Source organism: Brevundimonas sp. (genome assembly GCF_044336875.1).
Lineage (GTDB): Bacteria > Pseudomonadota > Alphaproteobacteria > Caulobacterales > Caulobacteraceae > Brevundimonas.
On sequence record NZ_JBIIOP010000004.1, the window covers coordinates 274,388 to 288,864 of the forward strand.

Annotated in this window: 10 protein-coding genes; 6 read left to right on the forward strand and 4 right to left on the reverse strand. The window is 66.5% G+C overall.

Annotated elements, in window-relative coordinates; all coding sequences use genetic code 11:
* Positions 1–25: 25 nt before the first annotated feature.
* Positions 26–4,141 carry a DNA-directed RNA polymerase subunit beta gene (gene rpoB, locus ACIQ1T_RS08190; RefSeq protein WP_395944037.1) on the reverse strand — a complete coding sequence of 1,372 codons (4,116 nt, stop codon included), beginning with the start codon at positions 4,139–4,141 and terminating at the stop codon, positions 26–28.
* Between the two features lie 372 nt (positions 4,142–4,513).
* Between rpoB and ACIQ1T_RS08195 the strand changes: the two genes are divergently transcribed.
* The 5 genes from ACIQ1T_RS08195 (at position 4,514) to ACIQ1T_RS08215 (ending at position 11,281) form a co-directional block, all read left to right on the forward strand.
* Positions 4,514–5,368: an alpha/beta hydrolase family protein gene (locus tag ACIQ1T_RS08195; protein WP_395944038.1), complete on the forward strand. Its 855-nt coding sequence runs from the start codon at positions 4,514–4,516 to the stop codon at positions 5,366–5,368.
* Between the two features lie 131 nt (positions 5,369–5,499).
* Positions 5,500–6,054 carry an FKBP-type peptidyl-prolyl cis-trans isomerase gene (locus ACIQ1T_RS08200; protein ID WP_395944039.1) on the forward strand — a complete coding sequence of 185 codons (555 nt, stop codon included), beginning with the start codon at positions 5,500–5,502 and terminating at the stop codon, positions 6,052–6,054.
* Between the two features lie 55 nt (positions 6,055–6,109).
* Positions 6,110–7,117, forward strand: coding sequence for an alpha/beta fold hydrolase (locus tag ACIQ1T_RS08205; RefSeq protein WP_395944040.1), 1,008 nt, complete (start codon positions 6,110–6,112; stop codon positions 7,115–7,117).
* Positions 7,118–7,215: 98 nt separating this feature from the next.
* On the forward strand, positions 7,216–9,165 hold the full coding sequence (locus tag ACIQ1T_RS08210; RefSeq protein WP_395944041.1) for a M61 family metallopeptidase: 1,950 nt from the start codon (positions 7,216–7,218) through the stop codon (positions 9,163–9,165).
* A gap of 127 nt (positions 9,166–9,292) precedes the next feature.
* Positions 9,293–11,281: a M61 family metallopeptidase gene (locus ACIQ1T_RS08215; protein ID WP_395944042.1), complete on the forward strand. Its 1,989-nt coding sequence runs from the start codon at positions 9,293–9,295 to the stop codon at positions 11,279–11,281.
* Between the two features lie 31 nt (positions 11,282–11,312).
* Here the strand turns inward: ACIQ1T_RS08215 and ACIQ1T_RS08220 are convergent, their stop codons facing one another.
* Positions 11,313–11,993 carry a type 1 glutamine amidotransferase domain-containing protein gene (locus ACIQ1T_RS08220; protein ID WP_395944043.1) on the reverse strand — a complete coding sequence of 227 codons (681 nt, stop codon included), beginning with the start codon at positions 11,991–11,993 and terminating at the stop codon, positions 11,313–11,315.
* Positions 11,994–12,133: 140 nt separating this feature from the next.
* Between ACIQ1T_RS08220 and ACIQ1T_RS08225 the strand changes: the two genes are divergently transcribed.
* Positions 12,134–13,039, forward strand: coding sequence for an alpha/beta hydrolase family esterase (locus ACIQ1T_RS08225; RefSeq protein WP_395944044.1), 906 nt, complete (start codon positions 12,134–12,136; stop codon positions 13,037–13,039).
* A gap of 468 nt (positions 13,040–13,507) precedes the next feature.
* Here ACIQ1T_RS08225 and rplL read toward each other — a convergent pair whose 3' ends face one another.
* Both rplL and rplJ read right to left on the reverse strand, forming a co-directional pair.
* Positions 13,508–13,891 (reverse strand): 50S ribosomal protein L7/L12, encoded by a 384-nt coding sequence (rplL, locus tag ACIQ1T_RS08230; RefSeq protein ID WP_292021141.1) that lies wholly within the window; start codon positions 13,889–13,891, stop codon positions 13,508–13,510.
* Positions 13,892–13,953: 62 nt separating this feature from the next.
* Positions 13,954–14,469, reverse strand: a complete 516-nt coding sequence (gene rplJ, locus ACIQ1T_RS08235) for a 50S ribosomal protein L10 (RefSeq protein WP_395944050.1) — start codon at positions 14,467–14,469, stop codon at positions 13,954–13,956.
* Positions 14,470–14,477: the final 8 nt, after the last annotated feature.

A 14,477-nucleotide genomic window follows, 5' to 3' on the forward strand; every position in this document is an offset into this window, starting at 1 on the left:
AGGCGGGAGAGGGCTCTGATCCAACTCAGCTGTTCTCCAGCTCCACGTTCAGACCCAGCGAACGCATTTCCTTGATGAGCACGTTGAAGCTCTCGGGAATGCCGGCCTCGAAGCTGTCGTCGCCGCGGACGATGGCCTCGTAGACCTTGGTCCGGCCGGCCACGTCGTCGGACTTCACCGTCAGCATTTCCTGCAGGGTGTAGGCGGCGCCGTAAGCTTCCAGAGCCCAGACCTCCATTTCCCCGAAGCGCTGACCGCCGAACTGCGCCTTACCGCCCAGCGGCTGCTGGGTGACGAGCGAGTACGGGCCGATCGAACGGGCGTGGATCTTGTCGTCGACCAGGTGGTGCAGCTTCAGCATGTAGATGTAGCCGACCGTGACCGGACGCTTGAACTGTTCGCCGGTCTGGCCGTCGTACAGGATCGACTGGGCCGACTTGTTCAGACCAGCTTCTTCCAGCAGGCGTTCGATGTCGCCGATGTGCGCACCGTCGAAGACCGGGGTCGCGAAGGGCACGCCCTTGGACAGGTTCTTCGCCAGTTCGATCAGCTCTTCCTCGTCCTGCGGCAGAGGGGTTTCCTCGCCGTAGATGTGGGTCAGGCGATCGATCAGGGCCTGCTTCTGACCACCCTGCTGCCAGGCTTCCAGCAGACCGGAGATCTGCTTGCCCAGGCCAGCCGCGGCCCAACCCAGGTGGGTCTCGAAGATCTGGCCGATGTTCATGCGCGAAGGCACGCCCAGCGGGTTCAGAACGACGTCGACGTGGGTGCCGTCTTCCAGGTGCGGCATGTCCTCGATCGGCAGGATCTTGGAGATAACGCCCTTGTTGCCGTGACGGCCGGCCATCTTGTCGCCGGGCTGAAGCTTGCGCTTCACGGCCACGAAGACCTTGACCATCTTCATCACGCCGGGGGGCAGTTCGTCGCCGCGCTGCAGCTTCTCGACCTTGTCTTCGAAACGACGGTCCAGTTGCTTACGTGCGTCTTCGAACTGGCGCTTCATGGCCTCCAGTTCGCCCATGGCCTTTTCGTCGTCCAGGGCGATCTGCCACCACAGACCACGGCTGACCTCGGCCAGCTTCTCTTCGGTCAGCTCGCCGCGGCCGATGCCCTTCGGGCCCGACACGGCGTTCTTGCCGATGATCAGCGGCTTCAGACGGCCATAGACGTTGCGCTCCAGGATCTTGAGCTCGTCGTCGCGGTCCTTGCCCAGACGTTCGATTTCGGCGCGTTCGATGGCCAGGGCGCGTTCGTCCTTGTCGACGCCGTGACGGTTGAAGACGCGCACGTCGACGATCGTGCCGGCGACGCCGGGCGGCAGGCGCAGGCTGGTGTCACGGACGTCCGAAGCCTTCTCGCCGAAGATGGCGCGCAGCAGCTTCTCTTCCGGGGTCATCGGGCTTTCGCCCTTCGGCGTCACCTTGCCGACCAGGATGTCACCCGGCTGGACTTCGGCGCCGATGGCCACGATGCCGGCCTCGTCGAGGTTGCGCAGGGCTTCCTCGCCGACGTTCGGGATGTCGCGGGTGATTTCTTCCGGGCCCAACTTCGTGTCACGCGCCATCACTTCGAACTCTTCGAGGTGGATGGAGGTGAAGACGTCGTCGCGCACGATGCGCTCCGAGATCAGGATGGAGTCTTCGAAGTTGTAGCCGTTCCAGGGCATGAAGGCGACGAGGGCGTTGCGGCCCAGGGCCAGTTCGCCCAGGTCCGTCGACGGGCCGTCGGCGATGACGTCGCCGGCCTTGACCGCGTCGCCCACGCGCACGATCGGGCGCTGGTTGATGCAGGTCGACTGGTTGGAACGCTGGAACTTCGACAGGCGGTAGATGTCGACGCCCGAACGGGCGGCGTCCACATCGCCGGTGGCGCGCACGACGATCCGGGTGCCGTCGATCTGTTCGACGACGCCTTCACGACGGGCGACCACGACGGCGCCGGAGTCCACGGCCACGACCGCTTCCATGCCGGTGCCGACCAGCGGCGCGTCCGACTGCACCAGGGGCACGGCCTGACGTTGCATGTTCGCGCCCATCAGTGCGCGGTTGGCGTCATCGTTTTCCAGGAACGGGATCAGGGCGGCGGCGACCGAAACCACCTGTTTCGGCGACACGTCCATCATGTCCACGGCGTCCTTGTTCAGGAGCTGGGATTCGCCGTTGATCCGGCCGGGGACCAGGTCCTCGACGATCATGCCGTTCTTCAGTTCGATGTTGGCCTGAGCGATCGTGTACTTCGACTCTTCCATGGCCGAGATGTAGACCACCTCGCCCTGGGCCTGGCCGTCCTTCACGCGACGGTACGGGCTCTCGATGAAGCCGTACTTGTTGACGCGTGCGTGGGTGGCCAGCGAGTTGATCAGGCCGATGTTCGGGCCTTCCGGCGTTTCGATCGGGCAGATGCGGCCGTAGTGGGTCGGGTGGACGTCGCGGACTTCGAAGCCCGCGCGCTCACGCGTCAGACCGCCCGGGCCAAGCGCCGAAAGGCGACGCTTGTGGGTGATTTCCGACAGCGGGTTCGTCTGGTCCATGAACTGCGACAGCTGCGACGAACCGAAGAACTCGCGAACCGCAGCGGCGGCCGGCTTGGCGTTGATCAGGTCGTGCGGCATGACCGTGTCGATATCGACCGAGGACATGCGCTCCTTGATGGCGCGCTCCATCCGCAGCAGGCCGACGCGGTACTGGTTTTCCAGCAGTTCGCCGACCGAACGGACCCGGCGGTTGCCCAAGTTGTCGATGTCGTCGATCTCGCCGCGGCCGTCCTTCAGGCCGACCAGGATCTGCAGCACCTTCAGCACGTCGTCCTTGCGCAAGACGCGGATCTCGTCGGACACCTCGGGGGTTTCCAGACGCATGTTCATCTTGACCCGGCCGACGGCCGACAGGTCGTAACGTTCGCTGTCGAAGAACAGCGAGTTGAACATGGCTTCGGCGGCTTCCGGGGTGGGCGGCTCGCCCGGACGCATCACGCGATAAACGTCGAACAGGGCGTCTTCGCGGTTGTCGTTCTTGTCGATGCGCAGGGTGTTGCGCATGTAGGCGCCGACCGTGACGTGGTCGATGTCCAGCACCTCGATGGTGGTGAAGCCGTTCTGCTCCAGCACTTCGATGGTCGGCGCGTCCAGTTCGTCGCCGGCCTCGGCGAAGATTTCGCCAGTCTCGAAGTTGACGGCGTCATTGGCCAGATACTTGGTGACCAGGGCGTCGGCGGCCAGCGACAGCGACGTCGTGGTGTCGCCCAGCTTCTTGGCGGCGCGGGCGCTGATCTTCTGACCGGCCTGGGCGATCACTTCGCCGGTGTCGGCGTCGACCAGGTCGAACTCCGGCTTCACACCGCGCCAGCGTTCGGCCTTGTACGGCGTGACCCAGCCCTCGCCGCGCTTCTCGTAGGGGACGGTCTCGTAGAAGGTCTTCAGGATCTCTTCGCCGTCCATGCCCAGACCCATCAGGAAGGTCGAGGCCGGCAGCTTGCGGCGACGGTCGATGCGGACATAGACCACGTCCTTGGCGTCGAACTCGAAGTCGAGCCACGAACCGCGGTACGGGATCACGCGGGCGGCGAACAGCAGCTTGCCCGAGCTGTGCGTCTTGCCCTTGTCGTGATCGAAGAAGACGCCCGGCGAACGGTGCATCTGCGACACGATCACGCGCTCGGTGCCGTTGACGATGAAGGTGCCCTTGTCCGTCATGAGCGGGATGTCGCCCATGTAGACGTCCTGCTCCTTGATGTCCTTGACCGAACGGGCTCCCGTTTCCTCGTCGGTTTCGAACACGATCAGGCGCAGCTTGACCTTCAGCGGCGCGGCATAGGTCATGTCGCGCTGGATGCATTCCTCGACGTCGTACTTCGGCTCTTCGAACTCGTACGAGACGTATTCCAGGATGGCGCGTTCGTTGAAGTCCTTGATCGGGAACACCGACTTGAAGACCGCCTCGATGCCCTGCTCCTTGCGGACGCCCGGGCGGACCTCGCGCTGCAGGAACTGCTCGTAGGAAGCGCGCTGGACCTCGATCAGGTTCGGCATCTGAACCGCTTCGGGGATGCGCCCGAAGGATTTGCGGATGCGCTTCTTGCCGGTGAACGAGGTAGCGGAAGCGATCTGACCGTTGATGGCGAGATCGTGGGCGACGTCAGTCATTCAGTGTTTCCCATGGCGCGCGATCCGGGGAAATCGCGCGTGAAATGCAGCAGCAACGGCGCGCGTTTCCGCGTCCGCAGCCAGTTTTTCGGCGTCCACCCTCGGCCCGCTGCCGGGCCAGGACGCCTGAAATATACCGGCTCCCTGGGGAAGGAGCCGCGCCTTCGCTCCGGTCGGAGGGCGACGGACCGGGCCTCGGCGCTTGCGCGCAGACTCAATTGGAGTGTTGCGGAACGCGCACATATACTCGCTTCTGCGACGAAATAAAGACCCTCGACGTCGTTTGGAGGAACCTTTTCCCGTCACCCGCCTAGAAGGCGCGATTGACAACCCTTGCGGCGGGTCCATGATCGCTGCGGGGGAGATCACGGCATGAAGATCGGACATATGGGAAGGGGTACGGCGATCGCCACCACCCTCCTGTTCACACTGGCGGGCTGCATGTCAGTGAACGTGCCCGAGGACGCCTTCTTCTATCCCGACACCCGCGTCGCGGCCGAGAGGATCACCCTGCCCGCCGACATCCCTATGGACTTCGAGACACAGGTGCTGACAGTCCCCTATCCGGGCGGAAATGTCGGGGCCACGCGGGTCCGCACCGGCCGGGCCGACGCGCCCCTGATCCTGTTCTGTGGCGGCAATCTGTTTCGACGCGGCGCCCAGGCGGGCAAGACCGCCGCCAAACTGGCCCCGTTCGGCGACGTCCTGATGTTCGACTACCCGGGCTACGGCGATACGGCGGGCCAGGCCGACTACGCCGCCTTCATGGCCGCCGGAGCAGTCATGGCCAGGACCGCCCGCGCCCAGGCCGACGCCGAGGGCCGCAAACTGATCGCCTGGGGCCATTCCCTGGGCGGCCCGGTCTGCGCCCAGGCGGCCCAACTGGTCCACGCCGACGCCCTGGTGCTGGAGACCACCACCCCGACCACCCGCGCCGCCGTCGACACCATGGTCGGCTGGGCCCGCCCTTTCGTCCGCATCCACATCGCGCCCAATCTGAACAGCATCGACATCCCCGCCGCGCTCCAGGCCTATTCCGGCAAGGTGGTGGTCCTGGAGGCCGGCCTCGATGACACCCTGCCCGCCTCGCTCAGCCGCAAACTGGTCCTCGACCTGAAGGCCGAAGGCGTCGACGTCGACCATCTTGCCTTCCCCGGCGCCGGCCACAATGATGTCGGCAGACAGCCTGACTTCCAATCCCGCGTCGCGGCCGCCCTCCAACCCTGACCGGCGCCCTCAGCCCGTTGACGGCGGGCTATCCACCCCGCACGGCTCCAAGAGCGCTCCGTCCCGCCCGTCGGCGGGAATGAGCCGCAATCCCGTTGCCGCCCCACGCCACTCCCTGATAGCGTCACCTTATGACTCGCACCGTTCTCGCCGCCCTCGCCGTCCTGTCGCTCGCCGCCTGTGCAACGCATCGCGAGCCGGTAACCTTCGCCGAGACCGCCTCGGCAGCCGCCCGCGCCGCCGCCCAGGTCGAGGGGCAGGCCTCGCAAACGCCGCAACAGACCTGGGACGCCGGCAACACCGCCTATCTGGCCTGGAACGGCGCCCGTCGCGGCTGGACCACCACCGAGAGCGGCCTGCAGTATCGCCGCGTCGGCAAGGCACACCCCGACGCCGCCCAGCCCACGTCCACCGATACGGTCAAGGTCCACTATCGTGGGACCTTCATCGACGGGCGCGAGTTCGACAGCTCCTACAGCCGCAACGAGCCCGCCGAATTCCCGCTGAACCGCGTCATCAAGGGCTGGACCGAGGGTGTCGCCCTGATGCACGTCGGCGAAATCTACGAGTTCGTCATTCCCGCATCGCTCGGCTACGGCTCCCGCTGGGTCGGTGGCGACGAACTGCCGCCCAACTCAACGCTGCGCTTCTCCGTCGAACTGCTCGAGGTCAAGCCGGTCGGCTGAGGGACAACGGGTCGCGGGGCGGAACGGCCGAGAAACCTCTAGCGTTCGCCTCGCCATGATCCGCCCTCTTCTCTCCGCCCTCGCCGTCCTCGCGCTTTCCGCTGCAGCGCCCGCTGTCGCCCAGGACCGCCCGGCGTACGGCCCCCGGCTCGAGGGTTATGACTACCCCTTCCCAGTCCGGACCTACGGGTTCGAATCCCAGCGCCAGCCGCTGGAGATGACCTATATGGACGTGGCCCCGACCGGCCCGGCCAACGGCCGGACGGCGGTCCTGCTGCACGGCAAGAATTTCTGCGCCGCCACCTGGGCGCCGACCATCCGCGTCCTGGCCCAGGCCGGATTCCGCGTCATCGCCGTCGACCAGATCGGTTTCTGCAAGGCCTCCAAGCCTGCCGCCTATCAGTTCAGCCTGGCCCAGCTGGCGACCAACACCAAGGGACTGCTCGACAGCCTGAACATCGACCGCGCCGTCATCGTCGGCCACTCGATGGGCGGGATGCTGGCTTCCCGCTTCGCGATCATGCATCCGGACGCCGTCGAGCATCTGGTCTTGGTCAACCCGATCGGGCTGGAGGACTGGCAAGCCGAGGGCGTGCCCTACGCTACGCTAGACGCCGCCTTCGCCAACGAGCAACGCACCGGCTTCGACAGCATCAAGGCCTATCAGCAGAAATTCTATTACGACGGCCAGTGGCGGCCCGAGTACGACGAACCGGTCGCCATGCTGGCGGGCATGTACGCCGGTCCGGGCGGAGCGGCCGTGGCCTGGAACCAGGCCCAGACCTCGGACATGATCTTCACCCAGCCCATCGCTCACGAATTCGGCCGGATCTCCGCCCGCACCACCCTGATCATCGGCGGCACGGACCGCACCGCCCCCGGCGCCAACCGCGCCTCGCCCGAGATCCAGGCCCGTCTGGGCCAGTATCCGGCCCTGGGCCGCCGCACGGCCGAGGCCATAACCGGCGCCGAACTGATCGAATTTTCCGACCTGGGCCACGCCCCCCAGACCCAGGATCCCGACCGTTTCCACGTCGCCCTGCTGCGCGCCCTGTCGAACTGAAAAGGGTTTCGGCCAAGGAATGGCCGCCCGAGCCTTGACGCCCGCCGCCCTGCGGCAGACTGTCGCGCCCTCCCCCGTGGCCCAAAGAGTTCGCCTTCATGATCCGCACCCGCCTGAGCGCCGCCGGCCTCGCCCTTCTGCTCGTCTCGACCGCCCCCGCCGCCATGGCTCAGGTCGCCTCCACCTACGCCCCCGCCCTGCCCGCGCCCCAGCCGGCCATTCCTGCGCCGCGCGACGTCGCCTATCCGGGCGTGATCCAGCTGGACGTCGATGCGACCAACCTGGCGCAGCACATCTTTGACGTGACCGAGACGATCCCGGTCTCGCAGTCCGGCCCGCTGACTTTGTTCTTCCCGGAATGGCTGCCCGGCAACCACGGCCCGGTCGGACCGGTCGCCCAGCTCGCAGGCGTCGAGATCACGGCGAACGGCCAGCGCGTGGAATGGGTGCGCGACACCCTGTCCCCCTTCGCCTACCATCTGACCGTCCCAGCGGGCGCAACCGAGCTGGTGGTGAAGCTTCAGCACCTGTCGCCGACCACGGGCGCCCAGGGGCGTATCACCATGACGCCCGAGATGCTGAACATCCAGTGGGAGAAGATGCTGCTCTATCCCGCCGGCCACTGGTCGCGGAACATCACCGTCCAGCCCACGGTCAAATTCCCCGCAGGCTGGCAATTCGGCACGGCGCTTGAGCCCGAAACCAAGGACGGCGACCTCCAGACCTTCAAGCCGGTCAACCTGGAAGTCCTGATCGACAGCCCGGTTTTCGCCGGCGTCCACTATCGCCAGATAGACCTTGACCCAGGCGGCCGTTCGCGCGTCGTCGCCAACTTCGTCGCCGACGAGGCCAAGAGCCTGGAAGCCACCGACGACCAGATCCAGATCCTGCGCAATCTGGTGACCCAGATGGACCGCCTGTATGGCGCGCGCCACTTCGACCATTACGACTTCCTGGTCGCCATGACCGACAAGCTGGGCGGCATCGGCCTGGAGCATCACCGCAGTTCGGAGAACTCGGTCGACCCCGCCTTCTTCACCGGCTGGGACACCCATCTGGGCGATCGCGATCTGCTGTCGCACGAGATGAACCACTCTTGGGACGGCAAGTGGCGCCGCCCCGCCGACCAGTATGTGCCCAACTTCAACAGCCCGCTGCAGAACTCCCTGCTGTGGGTCTATGAGGGCCAGACCCAGTACTACGGCCAGGTGATCGCGGCCCGCTCGGGCCTGCTGACCAAGGAACAGGCGATCGACTCCCTGGCCCTGACCGCCGCCACCTATGACAACCGCGTCGGTCGCGAGTGGCGCGCCATGCAGGACACCACCAACGACCCGATCATCAGCCAGCGTCAGCCCAAGGGCTGGCTGTCGTGGCAGCGCGACGAGGACTACTACTCCGAGGGCCAGCTGATCTGGCTCGACGTCGATACGACGATCCGGGAGAAGACCGGCGGCCGCAAGTCGCTCGACGACTTCGCTCGCGCCTTCTACGGCGTCCAGGACGGCGACTATTCCCCCGCCCCCTACACCTTCGAGGATGTGGTCGCGGCCCTGAACGGCGTCGTCGCCAACGACTGGGCGAGCTTCCTACGCACCCGTCTGGACGGCCACGGCCCCGGCGCGCCTCTGGACGGTCTGGCGCGCGGCGGCTGGAAACTGACCTATGCCGAAACCCCGAACGCCTATCAGAAGACTCTGTACGGCGAGCTGAAGCGCAACGACTTCACCTATTCGCTGGGCATCCAGACCGGCGAGAGCAACAATATCCGCAGCGTCCAGTGGGACAGCCCCGCCTTCAAGGCCGGTCTGGCCACGGGCATGGAGATCCTGGCCGTCAACGGCTCAGCCGCCAACGCCGACCGTCTCGCCGCCGCCATCACCGCCGCCAAGGATCCGGCCGTCCCGGTGACCCTGATCGTCAAGGACGGCGACCAGTACAAGACCGTCGTCCTCGACTACCACGACGGCCTCCGCTATCCGCGCCTGGAACGGATCGCGGGCACGCCCGACCGTCTGAGCGACATCCTGACGCCGCGTCGCCGCTAGAGGTACGCAGTCGCGTCTCCTCCCCGCTCTGCGGGGAGGAGACGCTTACTCCCGATGCCCATCCGCCCTTGACGCGACGGCGCCCGCCCTCGACGGTGCATCCCTGCCCTTCAGTCCGGATGCCTCGATGCCGCGTACACGCCTGACCGCCGCCTGCCTCGCCGTTTTCATGACCGGCGCCGCCTCTCCCGCACTAGCCCAGGCCTTCCAGTCCACCCCCGTCGTCATCGACGCCCGCGACGCCGCCCTGGCCCTGCCGCGCGCCCAACCGGCCATCCCGGCGCCCGAGGACAAGCCCTATCCCGGCGTCATCCAGTATCGCGCCGACCTGACCGACCTCGACCGTCGCATCGTCAACGTCGCCCAGACCATCCTGGTCGCCGGCCCCGGCCCGCTGACCCTGCTCTATCCGAAATACCTGCCGGGCAATCACGCCGCGACCGGCCCGATCCAGCTGATCTCCGGCCTGACCGTCACCGCGAACGGCCAGCGGATCGAGTGGCTGCGCGACACCCTCGATCCCTACGCCTTCCATCTCGACATCCCGGCGGGCGTAACCAGTATCGAGGTCGCCTTTCAGTGGCTGACCCAACCGGACAGCGCCAACTGGCGCGTCACCATGACCCCGGCGTTGGTCAATCTGCAGTGGGAGAAGGCCATTCTCTATCCGGCCGGCTATTTCAGCCGCCAGATTCAGGTCACCCCCTCGGTCGTCCTGCCGAAGGACTGGCAGTACGGCACGGCCCTGACCACGGCCGCGCGGGACGGCGACGTGGCGACCTTCGAGACCACGGACCTCTACACCCTGATCGACAGCCCGATCTTCGCCGGCGCCCACTACCGCCGCGTCGACATCGACCCGACCGGCGACGGAGCCAAGGCGGGGGTCCACCTGAACATCCTCGCCGACGAGGAGAAGGGTCTCGCCGCCACCGACGACCAGCTCAAGCTGTTCGAGGCTATGGTGACCCAGGCCGACCGCCTGTTCGGCGCCCGCCACTTCGACCACTACGAATTCCTGTTCGCCCTGACCAACCAGATGGGCGGCATCGGTCTGGAGCATCACCGCTCGTCCGAGAACACCGGCGCGCCCGACTTCTTCACCGCCTGGTCCAAGAGCGCCGGGGACCGGGGGCTTCTGCCGCACGAGTTCACCCATTCGTGGAACGGCAAGTTCATGCGCCCGGCGGACGAACTGACCGCCAACCACAATGTCCCGACCCAGAACACCTTGCTGTGGGTCTATGAAGGCCAGACCGAATACTGGGGCGACGTTCTCGCCGCCCGCTCGGGCCTGCACAGCCGCGAGGTGGCCCTGGCCACCCTGGCCAGTGTCGCCGCCTTCTACGACGAACAGCCGGGCCGCCAGTGGCGCGCGCTGCAGGACACCAACAATCACAATCTGCTGGGCTACCGCGTGCCGGGCCAGTTCACCTCGTGGATGCGCGGCACCGGCGATTATTACCGCGAAAGCCTGCTGGTCTGGCTGGACGCCGACACCCTGATCCGGGCCGAGACCGACGGCCGAAAGTCGCTGGATGACTTCGCCAAGAGCTTCTTCGGTCATGACGACGGCTCCTGGGCGCCCCAGGGCTATACCTTCGATCAGGTGGCGGCGGCCCTGAACGCAGTCCATCCGCACGACTGGGCCGGCTTCTTGCGCGAGCGTCTCGACGCCGTCGGTCCGGATGCAAAAGCGCCCCTGGCGGGGATCGAACGCGGCGGTTGGCGTCTGACCTATACGGACGCCCCGACCGAGGCCGAGAAGTCGGTCCAGAGCGGCTGGGCCAATGACTTCCAGTATTCGCTGGGCTTCACCCTGTCGGGCGACAAGCTGACCAATATCCGCTGGGGCGGTCGGGCCTTCGAACAGGGGATCGGCGCCGGCTGGAGCCTGGTCGCCGTCAACGGCAAGGCCGGCTCGGCCGAGGCCCTGCGCGCCGCCGTCACCGCATCCAAGGGGACCGACGCCCCGCTGGAGCTGCTGATCAAGTCCGGCGACCGCTTCCGCACCGTAGCCTTCGACTATCACGACGGTCTGCGCTACCCGCGCCTTGAGCGGATTCCCGGCACGCCCGACCGTCTGGGCGACATCCTGTCGCCGCGCCGGCGCTAGAAACCAAGAAGGGGGCCGAAGCCCCCTTCCCTCACCCCTTAAGCAGACCCAGCAGGGCCTCGGCCGCCTCGCGCGAAGAGGCCGGGTTCTGTCCGGTCACCAGCTTGCCGTCGACGACGACATAGGAGCCCCAGTCCGGCCCCTTGGAATAGTCGCCGCCGTTGGCGCTCAACACATTCTCGACCAGGAAGGGCACGACCGCGGTCAGGCCCACGGCCTCCTCTTCCGAATTGGTGAAGCCGGTCACCTTGCGCCCCTCGACCAGGGGCTGACCGTTCTCGGCGTTGACCGACTTGAGCACGCCCGGCGCATGGCAGACGAACCCGGTCGGCTTTTCGGCCTTGGCGAAGGCCTGGATCAGGGCGATGGAGTCCGCGTCATTGGCCAGATCCCACAGCGGCCCGTGCCCGCCGGGATAGAAGACGGCGTCGAAGTCGTCGGCGCTGACCGAGGCCAGGGTCACGGTCGCGGCCAGTTGCGCCTGGGCCGCCGCATCCGTCTTGAACCGGCGCGTGTCATCGGTCTGGGCGTCGGGATCGTCGCTCTTTGGATCCAGCGGCGGCTGACCGCCCTTGGGCGAGGCCAGGACGATCTCGGCGCCGGCGTCCTTCAGGGCGTAATAGGGGGCGGCCAGTTCTTCCAGCCAGAAGCCGGTCTTCTTGCCCGTATCGCCGAGTTCGTCGTGCGACGTCAGCACCAGCAGGATCTTCATCGGGGGATCTCCTTTTCAGGCTTAACAGATGGGAAGCCTGACCGATCCCTGCAAAGCCGTATCCCTCTGGCGTCCCCCCTCTGGCTTCCCCGGCGAAATCGCCCCAACCTGCGCGTCGAACCCTGATGGAGACCGGCAGGATGAGACACTGGATCGGCGCCCTCGCGCTTACGGCGGGCCTGCTGGGTCTGGGCCAGACCGCCCAGGCCGCCTGCACTCTGGGCGAAGCCGGTACGACGCGGGCGGTGCGGATGGGACCGACCCAGCGCACGGTCCAGATCCACGTCCCGCGAGACTTCGATCCGGCCCAAGCCGCGCCCCTCGTCCTCCTGCTGCACGGCAGCGGCGGAACCGGCGCCGCCATGCTGACCTCGTCAAAACTGGCCGATGCCGCCGACCGGCATGGCTTCATCGTCGCCGCGCCCGACGCCGGCATTCCGGTGGAGCGGGGCTTCGTCTGGAACGTGCCGGGCGTACCGACCATCACCGGGGCGATCCCCGGTCCGGACGACGCCGACGACGTCGCCTTCCTGCTGGCCATCGCCGACGATCTGGCGGCACAGGGCTGCGCCGATCCCGCCCGTCTCTACGCCACCGGCCTTTCGGGCGGCGGGCGAATGACCTCCTGGCTGGGCTGTGTCGTCGCCGACCGGTTCGCCGCCATCGCCCCCGTGGTCGGGCTGCGCGCCGGCAATCCGAGGAAGGCCGATCCCGCCAGCCCCGATCCCGCGACCTGCCGCCCGTCGCGGCCGATGCCGGTCATCGCCTTCGCCGGCGACGCGGACCAGACCAATCCGATCCAGGGCGGCGGCGCCCCCTACTGGTCCTATACGATGCACGCCGCCGAACAGCGCTGGGCCCAGTTGAACGGCTGCGCCGCGACGCGCCCGACCCGCTGGGTCTCAAATACGGTCTATGAGGAGGGCTACGCCGACTGCCGCGACGGCGCCGAGGTGGCGGGCCGCATCACGCGAGACGGCGGCCACAGCTGGGTGGCGGACAATGACGCCATGTGGGCCTTCTTCGCGCCCCGAACACGGGACTAAGGCTTCAGCGCGGCCGGCTGAACCAGGCCATGAAAAGACGGAACAGCAACCCGCCCTTCCGCCGTTGCGGCGCGTCCCTCATCTTGCGCCCACGCCCGCTCAACACCCGCAGAACCAACTCGAACTCCCCTTCGCACGCGATGCGATCCAAGCTTTACCGCAACGGATACGGTTCTGGATCCAGACGAAGGTCGAGTCAGTGTCAGCCCTTAAGCTGAACTGCGGAGAGGCGATCCGTTCGGATCAAAGCCCCGACGAGCGGCCTCAAATAGCCCGAAGGGCGATAGGCCCACGAACGGCCTCAAGCAGCCCGAAGCGCGGTAGGCCCACGAACGGCCTCAAGTAGCGCGAAGCGCGGTAGGTCCACGAACGGCCTCAAGTAGCGCGAAGCGCGGTAGGCCCCAAAAAGAAAAAGCCCGGCGGTTTCCCGCCGGGCCCTTCCCGATATCAGCAGAGCTGAGACCCAGATTACTTGATCTGGACCTTGGCGCCGGCTTCCGTCAGCTTCTTGGCGACTTCGTCGGCGGCTTGCTTGGAGACGTTCTCGACGACGTTCTGCGGAGCGCCTTCGACCAGGTCCTTGGCTTCCTTCAGACCCAGGTCCGAACGGACGCCGCGGACTTCCTTGATCACGTTGATCTTCTTGTCGCCGCCGTCGATCAGGACGACGGTGAACTCGGTTTGCTCTTCGGCGGCTTCAGCCGGAGCGCCACCGCCGGCAGCCGGGGCGGCCATGGCGACGGGAGCAGCGGCGCTGACGCCCCACTTTTCTTCCAGCAGCTTCGACAGTTCAGCAGCTTCGAGAACGGTCAGAGCGGACAGGTCTTCGACGATTTTGGCGAGGTCGGCCATTGTCAGTTTTCCTTCGGAGGATTGGTTTTAGAGAGTGATGCAGAGATGAAAGGCTGGGCCGCTTACGCGGCTTCCTTGGTGGCGTAGGCGTTGAACACGCGAGCCAGCTGACCGGCGGGTGCTTGCAGCACGCCGGCGATCTTGGTCGCGGGCGCATTGAGCAGGCCGATGATTTGGCTGCGGACTTCGTCGAGGGTCGGGAGCTTGGAAAGAACTTCCACGCCCTTCACGTCGACGACGGTGTCGCCCATGAAGCCGCCGATGATCTTGAAGCGATCATTGGTCTTGGCGAACTCGGTGGCGACCTTGGCGGCCGTACCGGGGTTCTCGGCATAGGCGATGCCCACGGGGCCCTTGAACAGGCCGTGGTAGTCGCTGCCGTCTTCGGCTTCGAGCGCCTTCAGCGCCAGGCGGTTCTTGACCACCTTGAACGCGGCGCCTTCTTTACGAAGGCGGCCACGCAGATCTTCCATTTCCGCAACGGTCAGACCCAGGTTGTGGGTCACGACCACGGAGCCGGCGTCGGCGAATACGCCCTTGAGCGTTTCGATCGACTCGGCTTTTTGAGCGCGGTCCATTGCGGTCT

Bases quoted from the DNA above. Each gene is read 5' to 3' on its own strand.
- rpoB (WP_395944037.1), bottom strand. From the start codon at position 4,141: ATGACTGACGTCGCCCACGATCTCGCCATCAACGGTCAGATCGCTTCC.
- ACIQ1T_RS08225 (WP_395944044.1), top strand. From the start codon at position 12,134: ATGAGACACTGGATCGGCGCCCTCGCGCTTACGGCGGGCCTGCTGGGT.
- ACIQ1T_RS08210 (WP_395944041.1), top strand. From the start codon at position 7,216: ATGATCCGCACCCGCCTGAGCGCCGCCGGCCTCGCCCTTCTGCTCGTC.
- ACIQ1T_RS08200 (WP_395944039.1), top strand. From the start codon at position 5,500: ATGACTCGCACCGTTCTCGCCGCCCTCGCCGTCCTGTCGCTCGCCGCC.
- rplL (WP_292021141.1), bottom strand. From the start codon at position 13,891: ATGGCCGACCTCGCCAAAATCGTCGAAGACCTGTCCGCTCTGACCGTT.
- ACIQ1T_RS08215 (WP_395944042.1), top strand. From the start codon at position 9,293: ATGCCGCGTACACGCCTGACCGCCGCCTGCCTCGCCGTTTTCATGACC.
- ACIQ1T_RS08205 (WP_395944040.1), top strand. From the start codon at position 6,110: ATGATCCGCCCTCTTCTCTCCGCCCTCGCCGTCCTCGCGCTTTCCGCT.
- rplJ (WP_395944050.1), bottom strand. From the start codon at position 14,469: ATGGACCGCGCTCAAAAAGCCGAGTCGATCGAAACGCTCAAGGGCGTA.
- ACIQ1T_RS08195 (WP_395944038.1), top strand. From the start codon at position 4,514: ATGAAGATCGGACATATGGGAAGGGGTACGGCGATCGCCACCACCCTC.
- ACIQ1T_RS08220 (WP_395944043.1), bottom strand. From the start codon at position 11,993: ATGAAGATCCTGCTGGTGCTGACGTCGCACGACGAACTCGGCGATACG.